Raw genomic sequence first — 18,930 nt, forward strand, 5'->3', positions numbered from 1 at the left:
AGCGTCCGCTCGGAACGGAAATCAACGGGATTGAAGGAAATCGGAATTATTCAGTGCCCAGTTATTATTCAGGTGTTTTGCGCTAACTCAACCCCACTTATTCGAGAGAAATAAAAGGATTTTGCTTCAATTAAACCCTCTTAGTTGAAGATATTTAGCTACATGACATCAAACTATAAAAACAGCTGTGAAATTCTTTCCTTCTCCAAGGGAAGTATTTCACAGCTGTTTTTAGATAATGCTAAAGCTGAGTTATTTAAAAAAACGCTACATATTTTTTAATAACAAGGGAAGAATAAATTTGTCATGATTTAATTAGCAATTTTCACATACAAATCATCTCTATTTTTAAAAATAGCTGAGAGGCGGTCTTATATACGATGGGTAAAGGAAAAGTTAAACTATGGACAAACCAATATTTAATTATTATATTATTGTCTTTAGTAATGTTCGCTTCATTTTATATGATTACAGCAGGTTTCCCCATTTTTGTATCAACCATTAGTGATAATCCTACAATTGCAGGAATTATGACCACGACCTTAATGACAGCATCACTAATTACGCGCTTCTTTGCGAGTGTAATTATCCAAAAAGTGAATATGAAATTGCTCCTCATCATATCCCTAGTGTATTTTATGGGTACAATCGGTCTTACTTTTATAAACGACTCCATCGGATTTTTAATAGTCATTAGAGCACTACAAGGTATTGGATTTTGTATGCTGACGAGTTTAGTCTTTACGATATCAAGTAATATTGTTCCTAAATCTCGGTTAGGTGAGGGCATTGTCTATTTCGCAATGTCTACAAGCGTTGGGACAACAATTGGGCCACTAATCGCTATTTCTTATCTCACAACTTATTCATTCCGATCGATGATGATGGTAACTCTAGGTCTTATGTTCTTTTCATTTTTGTGCAGTTTTTTCACAAAAAATACGGTTAAAACAGAAAAGGAAAGTCCACAGGAGACAAATAAAGAACCTTTCTATACGTACATGTTCGATAAGCGTGTCCTTCTTCCATGTATTTTGGTAGCATTCAATTATATGGCAATTGCAGGAACTGTAAACTTTATGGGGCCGTTTGGTAAAGAAATCAAGGTTGGAGGAAGTATTTCACAGTTTTTTATCGCACAGGGAATTGCGATGGTATTAGTTCGTGCTTTCTCAGGTAAAATATTCGACAGATTCGGTCACAGAATTCTTATTATTCCTGGTGCCATTTCAGGGGCAGTAGGTTTGATCTTGTTAGGTTTCTCAACTAAGATGTGGATGGTTATCGTTTCAGGGGTATTATTCGGTATCGCTTTTGCCATAATCCATCCAATTATTCAAGCTTGGGCATTAACTCTTGTTCCACCCGAGAAAAAAGCAACAGCCAATTCTATGCTTCTTATTTTTATAGATTTTGGTTTGGCCGTCGGATCAGTAGGACTTGGATTCTTAGCAAAAAATGTTGGGTACGGCATGACCTTTACTTATTCTGCAGCTTCCATGATTGTTATTCTGTTATTGTATCTAATTGGGAGCAAGAAAACGATGACATTAGAGGCTAATAAGGAAAAAACATCCTGAACGAAACATACTTGCATATGGACGGGATGAAACATAACAAACTGGGGCTGTACCATTGTCAACATTGACTTTGGGGACAGCCCCTACTTTACTTGTTGCAGAATTTTGTTTTCTAATTTAATTTTCCCGAAGTGTTTTTTCACTTTGTTTTCACCTCAGACTGTTCATTCATTTTCTGATTTTGCATTAATAACTTCTTTTAAAGCCTTTGAAGAACAGCAATTAAGGATGTAATTGAATGAAGTTGGGTCCTATTAAAATGAAGCCGACTTTCACTTATCGAAATTCACTATGGTTCTACTGTATATTTTGACAAGAATTACCCATGCTATATATATAACATTAAAGGAGTGTGACCCTACATGCATTTAGAGAGAGTTGAGTTAGGTAAAAACATGGGGTTAAGTGATGAAAAGCATGTTAAACCTACGGAGTTAGTTACAAATTATCCCGTCGAACACGAAGAACCCAGCTGCCTGGAATTGAATATGGTAATGGAACTTTTGAAAACTGGATCTACCGATGAACAACATAGGCTTGCACAGACACTAGTGGAAATGGTGCGTAAAGTATAAATTCAGAGGGTTTGTCGCATAAAGTGTGTAAGTTAGTTTGATAGTCTAAAATGGGAGAGTTGATAGAATGAGGTATGCGAATTCTAGTTGCCCACCAGAAGCTCTTTCGGAATGGAGACCATCGTCTTTTTGATAGTGGATATAAACTTGGTTAATCTTTTTAAGTAACGTAAAATGATATTCTTGGTTACAGAAATAGCGAAATCAGGTTCAAAATAATTCGAAGACGAAGAAAGGAAAGCTAGAACATGGAAAACGCATCAATAGTTGATAAAGTGGAATCCATTAAATCCTTTCAATCGACAATCAGTAAATGCGAAAAGGCCTTAGCTCAGATGACTCAGAAAGGCGCAAATACTACCTTATTAATGAAACGACTCAATGCTCTTTACATCGGCTTAGCCATGCTAGAAAACGTTTGGAATCAATTACCCCATTCTTATACCCAGGAAGATTTAGCGGAAGCTCGCAATGTGCTTACCGGATTATTCCCTTCAATTGAGAACATTTACGCTAAGTCAAAAGTAGGTAGTTCGCAGAGAACGCTTTTAGAAAGAAGAATTACATCGCTGGAACTAGCTGTCCAAGCAATCGATGATCATTCCAATGAATAACTTATCTAACCAATAAGGAAACCTTCTTCAACAATTTTAAGGGAAACCCATTATCTTAGGGTTTCCACTTCTATTGTAATAATTCTATCCTTTGGTAGTTTAAGTGACGGCTACTATCGAGTCTTATCTTATGAGATTCACTACAATTTTTTATTACTTGCCATCTAAATGATAAATTAGTTGCACAACGCCAGAAGAGAACGTTCTTTGCTGTACCATTTTTAAATTCAGCCTCTGTTTTATATCTATAAACATCGGTTTTCCTGCTCCTAAAATAACAGGGTGAATGGATAATCTAAATTCATCGACAAGCTCTAAATTTATAAAAGTAGTAATGAGACTTGCTCCGCCATATAGCCAGATGTCTTTACCAGGCTTATTCTTCAATTTATTTACTTCTTCAAGAATATTTTCATTGATATAGAGTGCTCGATGATCGGTCCCTATTTGTGTTCTGGAAAACACATATTTCTCTTTACTATGAACCATTCCCCAAAGTTCTTTGCTGGCAGAGTCTTCTGTTTTCGGAATATATTGTCCCCATAAATCGTAACTTTTTCTACCATATATAATCGTATCAATTTGATTCAAAAAATCAGTGAACCCCATATCAGGGTCCATAATACACCAATCAACTTCTCCATTTTCCCCTTCAATAAAACCATCTAAAGTCACTGCTAAATCTAAAATGATCCTTCTCTGTTTTACGATATTTGACATAATCATTCCTCCTACCCTGTTTAGTGCTTTCATTACTAGAAAATTATTTCTACAATTAAGTGGTTTAGTCATTGTTTCAAATGAGGCTTCACGAAATACTTAATCCAAGAAAGTGCCTTATGTTAGTACGAAAAAAATGAAAAAGGCTCTACTTTTAGTAAAGTAAGATACAGTGTACTCTTTCGACGAGGCTATCAAAGCGTACGAGCATCTAGGTCGAGGTGCTTTTGGTAAAATTGTCATTAAAGTTTCTGAATAAGTCATAGGATAGATAAAAATAATCTTTCTTGAGTTGTCATGAAGCACTGATTCATTAACGAAGAATGTTCCCCTTATTCTATATAAGAGTTCGAGTATTAAAGATTCAAATTCCGAACTATATATTGAAATAAAGCAATGGTAAAAGGATACTATGCACTTTTACCGTTGTTTTTTCATTTGTTAAATTATAGATTGCACACTCACCTTCTCTGTTCTCAAACACGTAATAACCTGAACGGTTACAATAAAGTTGTTTAATTAAATACTCGACTCTCAAAGTAACCTGCTTCGTTAGTTTAATTAGAAAAGCATTACTGTTGTTCCACTAAACCAGCTAATAGGATGTCAATACTTTTCTCTAATATTCTTATTAACCCTATGTTATACTATTTTGAGCATGCCAAACAGCCCTCCAAAAACGTTTTGGAAGATTTTCTCTCTCATTATTAAAACTGTTAATTAAGCTATATCAAGGAAAGATTCTTTTCTGTTTAATAATGCATAAATCCAATGAAGTAATTTATTAATACAGGCTACAATCGCTACTTTGGCAGGCTTTCCTTCTGACTTTTTCTTATCATAGAATTCTTTAAGCTTTTTGTTCCTTGAACTTCTTATTCCGCATAATACGGCTAGATATAAGGCGTGACGCAATCTGCTTGAACCTCTTTTGGTAATACGATTAGTTGTTGCAGTGAATTTTCCTGATGAATAAACTCTGGGATCTACTCCTGCAAAGGCAACTAGTTTTTTGGGATGACTAAACCGATCGATTTCACCAATTTCGGAGATAATCGTTGCAGCGATTTTTTCTCCTATTCCAGGAATCGATTGGACTATCTTGTAGTCTTCTAGATCATTTGCCAAGGTCACAATACGATTCTCTAAAATTGAAAGGTGTCCTTGGTACTGAAAAAGCATCTCAATATACATTTGAAGATTGATTAAATGACTTTGATACACGACTTTTTGAAATGGATTTCGCATTGCGGCATCCATTATTTTTTTGCCTTTTCTCTTGCCCATTGGACAGAACGACTAGGACAGAACTCTGCAACACGCACGGCTAGTTTACTTTCCCCAGCTGATAATACGGCTTCTGAAGTCGGAAATTCTTCTAACATCAATAATGAAACCTTTGAATATAGATCACCAAAAACCCTCCGATATTCAGGAAATACTTGATCTAAAATAGTATGAAACTGAAGTTTTGCTTCTACATACATATTCGTAACGATCTCCTGTTGTCTTGAAAGATTTCGAAGGTCTAAAAGCTGAAGTCCTCTGTTTTTATGAGGTTCAAAATCTTCTTTGTAATAAAGCACACATAACTGATACGCATCGATCGCGTCCGTTTTCACCTTTCTTAAACTGGACTTCTTAGCCTGATAAGAAATTATAGGGTTAAGCAAGATATATAAAACATCATGTTCCTCCATGTATTGAACAACGGGGGTATGATAATGACCTGTGGATTCTAGAATGACCATAGGCATTTGTCCTGTCATCTTTTCAATCTCTTTTAAAAATCCAATAAAGCGATGTAATTCCTCTCTCGTATGCTTCACAGAAAAGCTCTTTCCAAACGGTTTTGATTTATCTAAGAATGCCTGAACTTGGCTTTCTCCTTTTGCCACATCCAGGCCAACTACTGGATTCATTTTTATTCCTCCTCAAATTTCTACTTGCCAGTACCCCTAATCCTTCTTGTAGTATCATAGCTTCGCTTGTTATACGAGATCTACGTCCCAACCAGCCTCAAACATGTTTCTACAAGTAGGGGGTGGACAGTTTAGTTGACGGGATCACTGTCCCACGCACCCGTACGTCCTACCCTGGCTACTGATATATTAAATCCTATTAAAAAAAGGTCAACCAGAAATTACTGGTTAACCTTATAATACGAAAGCACCCGTTAGTTGAATATCCATATGCACTTTTATTTGCTAAAGGGAAGACGGGGTTTTTCGTCTTGATATCTGGAGTATGTCCACGAACCATTTTCCATTGTATTGCATTGCTTATTGCTGCAAGAGAATATGTAGGTTTGTTTATCAGTGCGAACACTGACACCGAAATAATAAGGAAAAACTCCACCTTTGTTCCTGTCCATTCTCTCTTCAATAGCAATTATCTTCTCAGCTTCAGCAATCTTTTTATAATCTTCGCTCTCGACTGTTTTTTGAATCATTTCGCTTAAGATAATATTTTCCTCTGAAGAAGGCGTATACCATTGTTCAAAGAGTAGCCATTTTCCTAATACGAAAAAATTCACAGCTATACTGAGCGTCAACAGAGTCACCACGATTTTAAATTTCAACTTCTCTACCCTCCTGCAATCTGATCCGGTTGTTGAACACAAGTTAAACAACACTATTCAACTAAACTGCACCGTTAGTTTAATAAGAACAGAGACGCTTATTGAACATTCGCACCCTATTCTTAAAAAGGATCCACGAAGCATCTAACGAAATTGCTTTAAGCCTTAATTTCGATTATCGAGAGAATTAACGCATTTTTTTTCACTATATTTTGTTTCAGTTTTAACTATGTCTGTAACACCATCAGATAATAATTTGTCTTTTTTACAAAATTGCTTAACCTGTTTTCCCTTTTTGGTTATACCATAATAATACGTCACATCTGGTTCATCTTGAAAGATAACCATATAATGACCTTGATAAAAGTCATTATTTATGATGTGTTTCGGCTCTACATAATGCGATTCTTCTATATCGTTTTCCGTGTATCCCTTTTCCTCTAAATATACTGGAACATTTTTATCCGCTATATAGTTTGTATAAGGGTTTCCGTTGCTTAGCACATAAAAGAAACCAAAAGGAATCGCCACGATAATGAGTATAATTAAACCTATAGCAAACCATATAATTTTTTTCTTCATATCTATTCCTCCTCCCTGTGTGACAAAACTATAAATCCGTGATTCAATGAAGTTTTTTTGTACAACACTCTTCAACTAACCCTTTAGTTTAGTAAGAACAGAGACGCTTATTAAAAAATCGCGCTCGATTGCTGACTTAATCTTGAACGTGATCCTTTTTAAGTTTCCTATGAAAATATATATAAAACAAAGAAACCGCTATACCTATTGTTCCTAATACATTTACTGCCGTTGTAGAATAGCTGCTAACCATAATTATCGCTATAGATAATATCACTAAGAGTACTTGGATAGCTCTATATATTTTTTTCATTACCTCTCACCCTCGCAGTTTATGCAGTAATATGGTCCGATTGTTGCCCCTTTAGTTGAACAAGAAAAAAGAGCCGTCTAAGCAGCTCAACAATCTTCAAGTAAAGCACCCGTTAGTTCAATAAGCATTTCCGTTTCTTACCACTCTCTCCATTCTTCAGTTATGTCTTCTTCGGACTCAAAGCCAACTATACTTGTTGCCTCAATAATAAAATCACATAGTTCTTCTCTCTCCATTGTCTCAATAAAGTTATCATATTTCTCATTTAGTTCATTTAAATTGATTACCACTTCTTTAACACATTCCAATATGTCTTCCTCTGTCGTATTATCTCCAAGTTTTTTTAGGTTATTGATGTAAGAATTAAGAACCTCATTAGTTGCATAAATATTTTCGTCGGTAAAAAGGTCATCATCTTCATCTTCATCCATTCTTTGTTTCCATTCTACCGTTGGTTTGTTTTTTGTTAGCTCTTCAAAAGTCATAATATCCTCCAATTTTCTTATATCAGTTTTTTTACATTTCAAATATTAACAATATATCAATGTAATTGATATGGTATTTTTTTCTTTTCCTTATTGAACTAATCTGCTTCGTTAGTTCAATAAGAAAAAGGCTTTATTACTTCATATAGTAAAGCACCCGTTAGCTTAATAAGAAGAAATAAATGTTAATTAAGTAATTTCTGAACGAGTTTCGATTTCCAAATCCCAAAACCTATCAAAGCACCAAGCGTATTAAGAATGAAATCATCTATATCAAAACTTCCCCTTCTTGTAACTAATTGTATAGCTTCGATAAAGAATAACAATATAATCATTGAAATAGTAAATATCCTGACTTTATTTATTTTGACTATGAAAAATGGGAGAAAAATACCCATTGGCAAAAACATAAATAAATTACCAACAAGGTTTTTGATAGGTATATCAATTTTCATACTGCCATCAAATAACGCCTGAATATATGTACTGATTGTTTTAAACGGAACAAAATTTGAAGAATCTTTTATATATTCTATCAACGATAAGTCTGTCCATATATGACCTCTAATTCCCACAAACATAACTCCCACAAACAACAGCATTACCAGTACTAACAAATAGAATATGAAACTGATACCAAAAATCATCTTTATTATTTTTTTCATTTACTCCTCAGCCTGTCTTTCTTCGCATTTTTAATGTTAACTCTTAAACTCTACTGCTTCTTTAGTTGAATATGCAAAGGGTGCTTAACCCCTAATGGAAGTAAAGCACCCGTTTGTTGAAGATGAATAAAATCCGTTTTACTATTTCTTGTTCAACTAAAGCACCCATTAGTTCAAAATCATGAATTTAAAGTTGTCAGTCCTATTCGACTTTTGAAATAATTTAACGAGTCACTGCATAATAAATTACATACAGCCAGCTAAATACCCCGTGTATACAAGCCCACAATATAGATTTGTGTACACTCCAAGAAATTGCAATAGCTAAAGCTGAACCGAATGTAATGCCTGTAGAAACAGTTGATTTAGTTTTGTTATTCATTTCTGCACATCCCCTTTGTTTCTTATTTCGTGTCAAATGCGACCTAAAAACCCCCATTCTCTTCTTCAGTTGCTGCTGCAATCTCCTGTCTGTTTTCTTTTTGCAGCCCAGTCTTTTGCCCTAAGAACTAATTCATTAACAAATTTCTGCTTTCCATCTTGATACTTATAATGATTATCTGGGTACTGTTTTGCCAATTCTATTTTAACTTCTCCATACTTTATAGCATATTCCGGATGTTTTACTAAGTATTCTTTGAAATCCAAATGCGTCTTTATATTTTCATTACCTACTTGAAATATATGTAGGTGATGGCTTCTATTTTCATTCCCCTTCGGAAAGTACCTTCTTCCTGTGATCCCGTTCTCACCTTTAGGTTCATATCCAAAACTCCGTAATTCATCATTAAATATATCAATCTTTTCAATATTCTTAACGACAACTAAAATATCAATTATTGGTTTTGCGTAACCTACTGCTGGTACAGAGGTGCTTCCGATATGAAAAATATCAACTAGTTCATCAATCAATATCCCTTTTAATAATTTCTCTTCGTGACTATATCGCTTTTCCCATTCTTCAGTCCAAGGACGGATTTCAGTTTTTCTCATAATAACTTCCCTCCATTCTTCTAGATAAAGCTAATAAAAGGATTGAGGGATTCTCCCAACAATCCTTAAAGGCCTGCCGACTTCAAGCGAACATTTAAAACGTTCAAGTCTTGCTCATCGAATTCGATTTATGCGATTAATTTCATTTTTTAAATGACAACCCTTCTTCTTCTAAAAAAGTTCTCATAGTAGGTAAGGAAGCTGGTCCGATGCCGTGAATTTTTAAGATTTCATTTTCAGTGTACTGTGATAGTTCTTTCAACGTGTCAATCCCTGCGTGAATCAAAGCATTTCTTGCTGGTGAACTAAGTTTCGCAAGGAAGCCACTTTTAGGCTTATTCTCTTTGTCGCACGTAGGACAACTTGTACACTCACTGCTTTTGTAATACGTATGTCCCTTTTCACAAACCCTTGCACTTTTTTCTACTGTCAAAATGATCACTCCTAACAAATTTTGTATCCAATTTCCTCTTAATTTTATTGTATATTAGTTGTACAATCTCGACAAAATCTATGTATGTCTTTTCAGCAATCCTTCCACTTTAGTTGAACTAGAAAAGGGTACTTAACTCCTATTTGAAGTAAAGCACCCGTTAATGGAGGAAAGTGTAAGCTGAAACTGAAAGTACAAATACTGATGTTATAAACGATATAATCACATTTATTTTTCGTTACCTACCTCACTTGTGACTTCTAATTGAACCAACCTGCTATGTTCAATAATTAATTATTGTACATGAATCGATTTTCGTAAGTCTTCTAAAAGTGGGTTTATCGCATCTGCACCTTCTATTGGATATTGAAAAGTAATCACTAGTGCATGTTCATCAATCTCATATGCAATAAATCCTTTCATTGGATGGTCGCCATAAAATTGTGTTTTTCCTATCAAACCATTTTCTTCAACCGGTGTGCTTTTCAATTCATAACCTTCTTCAAAACTTTCTTCATATCCTTCTGTTTCAAATCTTTCTTGCAGATTCGATACAGCTTTTTCAAGATTTGCGTGCTCTATCATCTCTAACGTTATCTCATAGTCATCGTATTGAGTTGAATAAGTTATTTGGTTGTTGCTCACTTCAGGTACACCGAATACTTCATCTAATTGATAAGCAACACCATAGGTTGGTATATGATAATTAATAACTTTAATTTCCTGGTCCTGTCCTTCATTTTTTCTAATGACTGTTTCGGTAGAGCCTGTATGAATCTCCATGCTAGTTTCATTATCTTCAACCTCATCTTTTGAATTCGATTGATTTTTATCATTTTCCGGTATTTCTTTTTCCGGATCATTGATGATTTGATTTTTATTTGTTTGACTACCCTCGTTACTACAAGCCGTTAATAATCCAATTATTGTAATAATACTTAGAAACTTTTTCACCATTATTTTTCCACTCCTTTAAGTATAATTTAAGTACTTACAGGCACCGATAAGGAGAAACTTTTGTTAGTTCAGTTAGCAACTAATGAAGCTGAACAGAAGGATTGATCTGTCTCTCTGTAAAATAAAACAATCTGTTACTAACAAATTTGTTTTTAAGCAGTGAAATCATCAATAACTTCAACCACTTCTATTTTCCCGTCAAATAAAAGTTCAGGAAGTTCGTTATTTACATTTCCCTGCCAATATTCCCTAGCTTGTTCAAATTTCCGAGAGAATGGAATCCCATCTTCTTTTGGTAAAAGGTTTCCATCGCCCTCAAAAGAATTACCAATCACTCGAAGTTTAACAATCTGCAAAACCTCCCGATTATATGAATCGAATAATTCTTTCCATTTCATTACATCTTCATAGTTTTTTGCAGCAAATAAACAAGACATTCTTGAAGGGTATTGTGGATATTCTTGTAGTCTGACCGTTTCAACTATCATTTCTCTGATAGCTCTTATTGTTTGGTCTGCGTACTTCATAGCTACATCGGCATTTTCCTTATTCAAGTACAAGCCTTCAGTTGAATAATGTTCTGTTAAAATCTAAAAAAAGTCTTCTCCTTTAGAATTCAATTGCTCTCTTTCAAAAAAGAAGCTATATAAGGTATTTCTATGGTTCTTGTCAAAGCTAATTATTTGACCTAGACTCATTTTATTTCTAGTAACAATGTGATAAACATACAGCTCATTCTCTTTCATAGTCTACCTCCTATTCCTTATCACCTAAATTAATTCGTATAAAGGGGTACCTTGTTCAACTAAAGCTACTCAATAGTTGAAGATAGTTTTATCTATCTAATTATTTGTCCTATTTTAATTTCCTCTCCATAACTTGTGCGATTTGTTGAGAGTTCATATCCTTTTCCTCATATAGTTTATTAACGATGTTTTGATAGTCCTCTTCGTTACGATTTTGACTTAGTTTATCGGCAGCTTGAATTTCTTGGACCTTAATCTTAAATCCAACAATACCTTTTAGTTCTTTTTCTAATAACTGTGGAGAAAGTTTTTCCCACAAAATTGGACTCTCTCGATGTTTTTCGTATTTTTGCAGCAACATTGTCAGGTCCTCTTTCGATTCTTCTACGTCCATAATAACGCCTGCGCCATATACATGGACCGCTTGATAATTCCATGTCGGGACATTTTCCTGTTCATACCAAGAAGAAGAGATATATGCGTGTGGTCCTTGGAAAGTAATCAATACATCTTCACAGGTTTCGAATGTTCTCCATTGAGGATTCCCATAAGCCATATGCCCTGTTATATAGTAATCATCTTCTTTTTTGTTCAACTGCAAGGGTAAGTGAGTTGCAATTGGTTTCCCTTTCTTGGTGGTGATAAGTGTTCCAAATGAATCTCCTGATTTCCTCAAAATTTGTGACCTTAAAATGATTAGGAATATACATGATGTTTCTCCCTTCATCAAAAATTAGAGTGTTTTGGTCATTATCAGTTATTGTTTCAGTACAACTTGATTGAAACCTATCCTAGCATAATGCAATTTTATTGAAGTAACCTGCTACTTTTAGTGAACAAGAAAAAACAGCCGTAAGATTTAACAAAAATGCATATTAAGGACACCACGTGGCAAACTAAAATCATGGAGGTGTATATAGTGAGCAACAGCCCGAAGAACAATTTAAGTGGTAACGCTAGTGATAAGCAAGCGGATAGTAAGAATTTATCAAGGGAGTTCGATCATGAACTTGCAAACAAACCCTTGACACCGGCAGAGAGACATAATAATAAGAAAACGAAGAAGCGGCAATGAGCTAAAATGATGTAAGACGGCTACTTCATTTTTTTACTATATTCTGCTTAGAACTGTGGTTTAGATTAAATAAGTCCCCTTGGCCAACCAGAGGACAACGATTGATAACAGCATTGAGCTTTGTCATTCGTTGTCCTCTTTTTGGGGGATTCTGTTCTTTATTTTAATTTCACAAACCTGTTAGCCATCCACGCTGCAAAAAACGCTGCACCACAGACTGTCGCACTCTATATGAGTAGCACTCATGGGAGATTAATCCTATTCTGATTTTTTCACTAGCCTGCTTTTATTATAAGAATAATGGAGTTGGTTCCTGATTTAACTATCATCTAGGCTCGGAATTCTTTTTCAAGAAAAGTAACTACATCAATCCAATCTTCTATTGGTGAATGTTCTTCATATTCAAATGCTCCAAAATTCACATTAGCATCTGGTTCATCTTCATAAAGTGAAAACTCTCTTATTAACGCACCATTTTTTATTACTATAAGCTCTACATTTAAACCTTCATCATAGTAAACATAGATAACAGATCTACCATTTGCTAGTTTCGTCCTACTCATCCAATTCAAATTCAATCTCTTCATTCATTCAACTACAATAACTTTTTTTAGCTTCTTCTAAAGATAAATTAATCTTAAAACAACATTCTTTCATGTTGATTCATCATCCTCACTTCGCTTTACAATTCACCTTTACTTTTCATTCGTATTGAACAATCCTGCCTAGTTAGTTTAATAGCAGAATAGTCAGTCGTTAGGTATAGCGTAACACATTTACAAATATTGGTGTAGAGAGGTGATATAGAAGATTGGTGTTTGCATAACAACCATGTGATTTATAATTTCCTATTACCCAAAGAATCCTAAGAACCACTAGCAGGCGATAGAGTCATCGCTCTATTACTTATCTATGTGTGAAGGCATAACAAAAGGACTTACATATATGAAGTTTAATCATAAACGCAAGTCCTATTCTTCTTGAACTAAAGCTACCCGATAGTGAAACAACTACTTTATGGTTTAATCAAAATCATTTTCTTGATCAATCTTATGAATTCTTCCTGTTTTTGAATTTACCTCAACTTCGTATGTCATGTTCTGAGGTGTTAAAATGAAGACTTCATAGAACAAAATACCGTTTTCCATATCCAGGTCTACATGTAGAACCTGCCCAGGTATCATTTGAAGGGCGATTTGTATTGCCTGTTCGGTAGTGATTCGCTGACTATTATTAGGCATTTGGTTTACCATTGAAAATGGCCGCCTTTCACATAATGTATCTGTATATTATGCAAGAGAAGCGTCATTAGTAACACCATTATTGAACTAACTCGCTTCGTTAGTTTAAGTGTATACATTCACAATCAGATCATCTGTTAAGAATAGTTAAATGAACTTTTCAGAGGTAACTAATTATTATGTCGTTTGTTAACTTCAATCGTAATGAACTCCGGCAAATAGCTGGGAGTACATCCTTTTGCTACTATTTCATCTTTGTAAAGACCCGTTTTCTCACCAAGTTTAATACAACGTGCACGATTATTTTCATCATAAACGCCTATCCAGCATGCGGTGAAATTCATAGCCCACTGAACTTCCGGTTCTTCCTGCGTAATATTAGCTTCTATTGCAGATAGCAAGTCTGCGGTGTTATCAGGCGGTGTTTGTCCAGTCCATCTCAATCGCCCTTGATAATACCAGAAAGCTCGCCTTTGAAGAGCAGAAGGATTATTTTCCCATGACTCCATCAATGCAATTTTCTTCTTGTCTTTGGTGAGCTGATTGGCCATTAACCAATCCATTAAGTTATTTCGCTCATCAAAAGTGTGAGTCTGCATATCCTTATCAAGCTTATTTAGCACATCTTGTGAAAGTAGTTTTTTGTCCATAATTAAGATTGCTAATAGTCTGGGCAAAAACTCTTCGGTTGACCAAAGTTCCATAGCTAGTTCGTGATCTTTTTTAATGTCCTTCGCGATTTTTCGTAAGTCGCCTAGCTTAGTTTTACTATTGATCTGAGGGAGAATGTTTTCTGCTTTTGAAGAGCGTTTTATTTCTGTACCTTTATTTTCATTCATTTTATACAACTCCTTTATTAAAGCACTGTTTCATAATGTTACCTCTGGCAACCCCATTACTTTTCACTAAAGCACCCTTTAGTTCAACAGAGTTACTTACTTTTATTATGCAGTTCAAATGACTCTTCAAAGTCATCCCATTTTACATTTACTTTTATAACTTCGTCTTCCCCTATTTTTGCTCCCCCTTTTGAACGACCTGAAGACGAAAACGTTACTGTTGATGGGGGTTCCGTGAACTCTTCAGTGCTATCTCCTCCACTACTATTAGTTTCATAAGAGTATTCAAGTTTTTGTAATGAAGACAACTCTTCTAAAGTACCTTTATATTTCAATCTAAACTCATAACTATCTTTATTCGAAGAACCGTCTTTTCCTCCCGATTTCTCAGTTCCTTTATAGGTGTATTCAGCTTCCCAATGTTCACTTTCTCCACTAAATTTATAATCATTGTACGTAGTCTCTGAACAAGCTGTTAAAAGCATTATTGTAAATAATAAATTGATTATTTTCTTCAAATCAATTTCCCCCTAAAAAGATGTTGAATTGAATTATCTACATATATTAACTACTTCAACACGCCTCTATAAATACCTTTTCTTCCACTAACCTGCTTCGTTAGTGGATGAAGAAAAAAGGCTTTACTCCTTCTTGAAGTAAAGCACTTGTTAGTGAAAATTATATATATTTTCACTAACAAATTTTATAGATGATATGACCATTTACTTCAGTTGTTACTGCATAGACACCCGTTTACAAATTGTTATAAATCGACCAACGAGAAAAATGTTCTTGCGTTCATTCATATTGCCTCAAAGTTCTAGGGGGCTTACTCGCCCACCATACCGTCATTATCATTATCGCGCATATAGGGGTATAACCAATGATCGCTCGTTATTGGCATACTAAAACCTGCTGCTTTTGCTTCTTTGATCGTCACCTGTCCATTACCGTTTGTATCAACACTAGAAATATCACCGTTTGTGTTTGAACTAGTTGAATCAGAAGGCTCACTACCTGTTAAACCGAGCGATGCGTTTACTTCATCAGGGTTCACATTGTCAAATATATCAACGATCTCGTTACCCATTAAAGTATAGGTATACTGATAACTCGAAGGAATCTGCGTTTTCGTATTCGGATATGTGATTATTGCCTCAAAATTCGTAGCTCCACCTGTGCTACGAATCACGTTTTCCATATAAGCTTGATCACCATGTCGGTTGAGCGTACTATCTTGTGGGGTAATATTATAAGCATTCGATACACCTCCGAGAGAATCCGCAATTATATGTCCTTCATCTAGAACGTCACTTTCGACGCCAGGAACCTTTGCCTCATCAGAATAGTATCTGCCAGACGATAATACAGTTTCATTGCTGTCATCTTGCATAATGACTTCGTCGGTAATGACACGTACTAGTTGCCCGTATTCATTAGTAAATGCCCAATATTCACGGTCCCCGTAACCAATGTCAACGACGACGTTAGGCTCACGATATCCAGACAAATCACCACCATCGACTTCAATAAGTTTATATCCTGTGAACAGTTCCTTATTTGGTTGGGTTGGTGTTTCCTCTACTACTGGTTCTTCAACAACCGTAGTGATAGATTCTTCTGTGGTTACCTCTTGTGGATCTGTTTCTACTTCTGAAATGGATGCTTCTTCTAAGTTGGTACAACCCACCATAAAGATGGTCGTTAACAGTAAGATTAAATAGTTCATTTTCTTTTTCATTTTAGGACTCTCCTATTTCTAGAATTTCTTTAAATTTTAAGCTGTTCTTCAATACTTTCTTCTCCGATTCCAATATAAGTAACCTTTTTCTCAGGTATGTCCACACGATAGGTTACAATTCCACCCTCAGCAATCTCTTCTAAGAAGGCTAAGAAGGGAAGTGAGATGTTAGAGATTGCCTCAACCACCTTATTTCTATTGAATTTATCTGAGATAACCAAGCTTACTTGGGAATCTGTTTTAAACGCCGCATGAACTCCTTTATATGTGGCTTGACCCGTAGCAACTTCTATTTCGTATTCTTTTATGCCTCTTTGAGACAGTTCTTCTAGGAATTGCGAAAAGGTTATCTCGCCGTTACTTCTTCTACGGATAATCTCTTGAAACTCACTTTCTGTTATTTTGTCATTCATACATATACCTCCTATTAGAATTAATTCTTAAATATTCTTCATCTCTATTCTAACCTGAGTGGTACTTCTAATTCTTGTAAAAATGGGACATACTCGTTTATTCAACAAACCTGAAAAAGAGTTACCTAAGAAAACCCTCGTTCTTTAACTAAAGCGCTCGTTAGTTGAACAAGGTATCTCAATGAACTAGTTTCTTCGAAAGATAATACTGTTGATTATCTTTAATAGGATGTTCTTCTATAATACCAACTACTTCATAACCATGTTTTTGATAGAAATTCGGTGCTTGAAAGCTAAATGTATCTAGTTGTATGAGTTTGCACCTATTTTCTCTTGCAATATCCTCTATATTATCTAATAACTGTTTTCCGTATCCTTTACCTCTTAGAGATTCATCAACCCATAAGAAATTAATATGTAAGTGATACCAAAAAATCGTTCCTGTAATGCCACCTAAAATTTTCTCCTCTTCATCTCTAAGGATAAAGCTAATGTTTTTGACTGGGTGTTTTACATCATCCGGTAGTTTAGAAAGATTGTGTTCAATTACCTTTTTACGAATAAAATCACTGTCTTCTTGATTCCATTGCTGAGTTATTTTCATAACTTTCCCTCCATTTAAGTTTTTGAGTATATATTTTATCATAAAAAATGAACCTGAATTTATAAATAATCCATGTTTGCTTATTGATGTAACCTCCTGCTTTAGTGGAACAAAAAAAGAGCCGTCTAAGCAGCTCAACAATCTTCAAGTAAAGCACCCCTTAGTAGAATAACACCTTCATCAAAAGCTGACCTTATTGATCCCATTTTTATCCTTCATCTTATCTCTTCCTCTTCATTGTACCTGGTTTGCTTTTAACTTTAACTATACGTTGAACAATAAATCCAACTATTAAGCCGATAGCAAGGGGAAGTATTGCAATATTCGCATCAAAAATCAACCCATTTTCTAACGGTTCATTTAGATCAATTGAAAACCTAAGAAGAGATAAATTAAATTTATTTCCAATCCAATATAATAGAGCCATTGTCCCAACTGATGATAATAACGGAAACCATATAGTTCTCACAAAAAATCTCCTTTCAATACTTGTTATTGAACAAACCTGCCCCGTTAATAGAATACGCTCAACACTAGACAGGTATTACTCGACAAAATTGCTACAAAAGTACTTAGAGAATTGCATCAATTATTTTTTGATAAACAAAGGGCAAAATCGAACTTACGAGTAAACCTATTATGATTGAAGAAGCTACTAAGAGTCTACATTTTCGAAGCGATATTTCTTCCCTTTTATAGGCAATATTTAATACTTTAATCATGAAATAAACCGTTGTAAATATTATTATAGCTGAGAAGATACTAATCAAGATTAGCTCCATTTTAAAACTCCTTCATCGATTAAATTTTAAACTAATCCTTATTCAACTTAACTGCCTCGTTAGTGTGAGAAGGAATTCAAACGCTGAACGACGCTCCTTTTCTAATTGAAATAAAGCACCCGTTAGTTTAACAAGCACTATCGTAAAAACAACCTTTTTAGTTTATCTTCCTTAAAAGAGCTATTAAAAGGTTGGTACTTTTTTGATTGTCAACAAATGTCCTTCTTGTAGTAAAAGTTGCTTCGGGTCAACAATTTGGTGCAATAATAAATTAGATTTTTTTTGTACCTTTAGTTCAATCCGATTTGAATTTATTAAATGAGCTATTTGTACAATACAAACCTTATAAGGTTCGGTGTGATGAAGAATATACTGTAGTAGTTCCCGCAACTCCCAAGCTTTTTCAATCCCATTATAGATTTCTACCTGAATCGGATAATCGAATCCTGGAATGTGTAATTCTGTCTCTGTAAAATCAAGTGAACTATTACCTAACCCCATCTTCTGGTCTGATGCAAAATAATAATAATTCGTCATTTTATCCCCCCCCTTTGTTAGTATATATTTCTCAACAATCTTCTTAGACTTTCTTCAACACCTTTTAGCTCAAAAAGAAAAGCTACCCTTCAAGACAACCCTTGTTAAATTAAAGCACCCGTTAGTTGAATACTGAATCTTTTTTCGAAACCACAATAGCAAGTGATAGTAAATATTAGACGCTATAAAACAGCATATTGAAAATGGAATAACATCTTCTAGATAGATATTTGGGTTAAGTATATTTAGAAAAACAACACCAAAAAGTATACCAGCTATCGAATATAGACCTAACCCGAAAAAGTAACGTGCCCATCTTAAACTTTTGTTAAACTTCGCAACTAACTTATCAATAAAGATTGAAAGAGGTAATCCTACCAGAAAAAAACAGGTCCGGCATAAATAATGACTAAGGTAAACGTTTCTAAAAAACTCGAATAATACACATTAGGTT

22 protein-coding genes and 3 pseudogenes are annotated in these 18,930 nt (G+C 34.7%); 4 read left to right on the top strand and 21 right to left on the bottom strand.

What is annotated here, in order from left to right; all coding sequences use genetic code 11:
* Nucleotides 1-380: 380 nt before the first annotated feature.
* From AC25Y6_RS11355 to AC25Y6_RS11365, 3 genes are all read left to right on the top strand, one after another.
* A complete protein-coding gene (locus tag AC25Y6_RS11355; protein WP_488143100.1) occupies nt 381-1,580 on the top strand; it encodes an MFS transporter in 1,200 nt (399 codons plus the stop codon).
* Nucleotides 1,581-1,942: 362 nt separating this feature from the next.
* Complete coding sequence (locus tag AC25Y6_RS11360) at nt 1,943-2,155, top strand: DUF3243 family protein (protein WP_488141603.1); 213 nt, start codon at nt 1,943-1,945, stop codon at nt 2,153-2,155.
* 248 nt (nt 2,156-2,403) lie between these two features.
* A complete protein-coding gene (locus AC25Y6_RS11365; protein WP_488143101.1) occupies nt 2,404-2,769 on the top strand; it encodes a hypothetical protein in 366 nt (121 codons plus the stop codon).
* Between the two features lie 153 nt (nt 2,770-2,922).
* Here the strand turns inward: AC25Y6_RS11365 and AC25Y6_RS11370 are convergent, their stop codons facing one another.
* The 12 genes and pseudogenes from AC25Y6_RS11370 to AC25Y6_RS11425 all read right to left on the bottom strand — a co-directional run bounded on the left by AC25Y6_RS11370 (nt 2,923) and on the right by AC25Y6_RS11425 (nt 11,954).
* A complete protein-coding gene (locus AC25Y6_RS11370) occupies nt 2,923-3,489 on the bottom strand; it encodes a dihydrofolate reductase family protein (protein ID WP_488143102.1) in 567 nt (188 codons plus the stop codon).
* Nucleotides 3,490-4,209: 720 nt separating this feature from the next.
* Nucleotides 4,210-5,411 (bottom strand): annotated as a pseudogene (locus AC25Y6_RS11375) (IS110 family RNA-guided transposase).
* Between the two features lie 278 nt (nt 5,412-5,689).
* Nucleotides 5,690-6,070, bottom strand: coding sequence for a hypothetical protein (locus tag AC25Y6_RS11380; RefSeq protein ID WP_488143103.1), 381 nt, complete (start codon nt 6,068-6,070; stop codon nt 5,690-5,692).
* Nucleotides 6,071-6,235: 165 nt separating this feature from the next.
* The gene (locus AC25Y6_RS11385) at nt 6,236-6,652 is read right to left on the bottom strand and encodes a DUF3139 domain-containing protein (RefSeq protein WP_488143104.1); all 417 of its coding nucleotides are present in this window, start codon (nt 6,650-6,652) and stop codon (nt 6,236-6,238) included.
* A gap of 450 nt (nt 6,653-7,102) precedes the next feature.
* Nucleotides 7,103-7,450, bottom strand: a complete 348-nt coding sequence (locus AC25Y6_RS11390; protein WP_488143105.1) for a hypothetical protein — start codon at nt 7,448-7,450, stop codon at nt 7,103-7,105.
* A gap of 185 nt (nt 7,451-7,635) precedes the next feature.
* Nucleotides 7,636-8,115 (bottom strand): VanZ family protein, encoded by a 480-nt coding sequence (locus AC25Y6_RS11395; protein WP_488143106.1) that lies wholly within the window; start codon nt 8,113-8,115, stop codon nt 7,636-7,638.
* 223 nt (nt 8,116-8,338) lie between these two features.
* Nucleotides 8,339-8,497 (bottom strand): hypothetical protein, encoded by a 159-nt coding sequence (locus AC25Y6_RS11400; protein ID WP_488143107.1) that lies wholly within the window; start codon nt 8,495-8,497, stop codon nt 8,339-8,341.
* Nucleotides 8,498-8,562: 65 nt separating this feature from the next.
* Nucleotides 8,563-9,108, bottom strand: coding sequence for a GrpB family protein (locus tag AC25Y6_RS11405; protein WP_488143108.1), 546 nt, complete (start codon nt 9,106-9,108; stop codon nt 8,563-8,565).
* Nucleotides 9,109-9,250: 142 nt separating this feature from the next.
* Nucleotides 9,251-9,541, bottom strand: a complete 291-nt coding sequence (locus AC25Y6_RS11410) for an RNA polymerase alpha subunit C-terminal domain-containing protein (protein ID WP_488143109.1) — start codon at nt 9,539-9,541, stop codon at nt 9,251-9,253.
* A 294-nt stretch (nt 9,542-9,835) separates the two neighbouring features.
* On the bottom strand, nt 9,836-10,498 hold the full coding sequence (locus AC25Y6_RS11415) for a hypothetical protein (protein WP_488143110.1): 663 nt from the start codon (nt 10,496-10,498) through the stop codon (nt 9,836-9,838).
* 152 nt (nt 10,499-10,650) lie between these two features.
* A pseudogene (locus AC25Y6_RS11420) lies at nt 10,651-11,244 on the bottom strand (DUF2441 domain-containing protein).
* A 109-nt stretch (nt 11,245-11,353) separates the two neighbouring features.
* Nucleotides 11,354-11,954: pseudogene (locus AC25Y6_RS11425) on the bottom strand (FMN-binding negative transcriptional regulator).
* 209 nt (nt 11,955-12,163) lie between these two features.
* Between AC25Y6_RS11425 and sspO the strand changes: the two are divergent.
* Nucleotides 12,164-12,319, top strand: coding sequence for a small acid-soluble spore protein SspO (sspO, locus tag AC25Y6_RS11430; protein ID WP_482103488.1), 156 nt, complete (start codon nt 12,164-12,166; stop codon nt 12,317-12,319).
* 329 nt (nt 12,320-12,648) lie between these two features.
* Here the strand turns inward: sspO and AC25Y6_RS11435 are convergent, their stop codons facing one another.
* The 9 genes from AC25Y6_RS11435 to AC25Y6_RS11475 form a co-directional block, all read right to left on the bottom strand.
* Entirely contained in the window at nt 12,649-12,906 is a 258-nt protein-coding gene (locus AC25Y6_RS11435) for a hypothetical protein (protein WP_488143111.1), read from the bottom strand.
* 435 nt (nt 12,907-13,341) lie between these two features.
* Entirely contained in the window at nt 13,342-13,572 is a 231-nt protein-coding gene (locus tag AC25Y6_RS11440; RefSeq protein ID WP_488143112.1) for a PepSY domain-containing protein, read from the bottom strand.
* Nucleotides 13,573-13,730: 158 nt separating this feature from the next.
* Nucleotides 13,731-14,399 (bottom strand): DNA alkylation repair protein, encoded by a 669-nt coding sequence (locus AC25Y6_RS11445; protein WP_488143113.1) that lies wholly within the window; start codon nt 14,397-14,399, stop codon nt 13,731-13,733.
* A gap of 92 nt (nt 14,400-14,491) precedes the next feature.
* A complete protein-coding gene (locus tag AC25Y6_RS11450; RefSeq protein WP_488143114.1) occupies nt 14,492-14,917 on the bottom strand; it encodes a hypothetical protein in 426 nt (141 codons plus the stop codon).
* A gap of 311 nt (nt 14,918-15,228) precedes the next feature.
* Nucleotides 15,229-16,140 (bottom strand): DNA/RNA non-specific endonuclease, encoded by a 912-nt coding sequence (locus tag AC25Y6_RS11455; RefSeq protein ID WP_488143115.1) that lies wholly within the window; start codon nt 16,138-16,140, stop codon nt 15,229-15,231.
* Nucleotides 16,141-16,169: 29 nt separating this feature from the next.
* Nucleotides 16,170-16,553: a DUF1398 family protein gene (locus AC25Y6_RS11460; RefSeq protein WP_488143116.1), complete on the bottom strand. Its 384-nt coding sequence runs from the start codon at nt 16,551-16,553 to the stop codon at nt 16,170-16,172.
* A 178-nt stretch (nt 16,554-16,731) separates the two neighbouring features.
* Entirely contained in the window at nt 16,732-17,157 is a 426-nt protein-coding gene (locus AC25Y6_RS11465) for a GNAT family N-acetyltransferase (RefSeq protein ID WP_488143117.1), read from the bottom strand.
* Nucleotides 17,158-17,377: 220 nt separating this feature from the next.
* On the bottom strand, nt 17,378-17,626 hold the full coding sequence (locus AC25Y6_RS11470; RefSeq protein ID WP_482103425.1) for a hypothetical protein: 249 nt from the start codon (nt 17,624-17,626) through the stop codon (nt 17,378-17,380).
* Nucleotides 17,627-18,122: 496 nt separating this feature from the next.
* Entirely contained in the window at nt 18,123-18,476 is a 354-nt protein-coding gene (locus AC25Y6_RS11475) for a hypothetical protein (protein ID WP_482103424.1), read from the bottom strand.
* Between the last annotated feature and the right edge of the window lie 454 nt (nt 18,477-18,930).

Source organism: Sporosarcina sp. Y1004 (assembly GCF_057669665.1).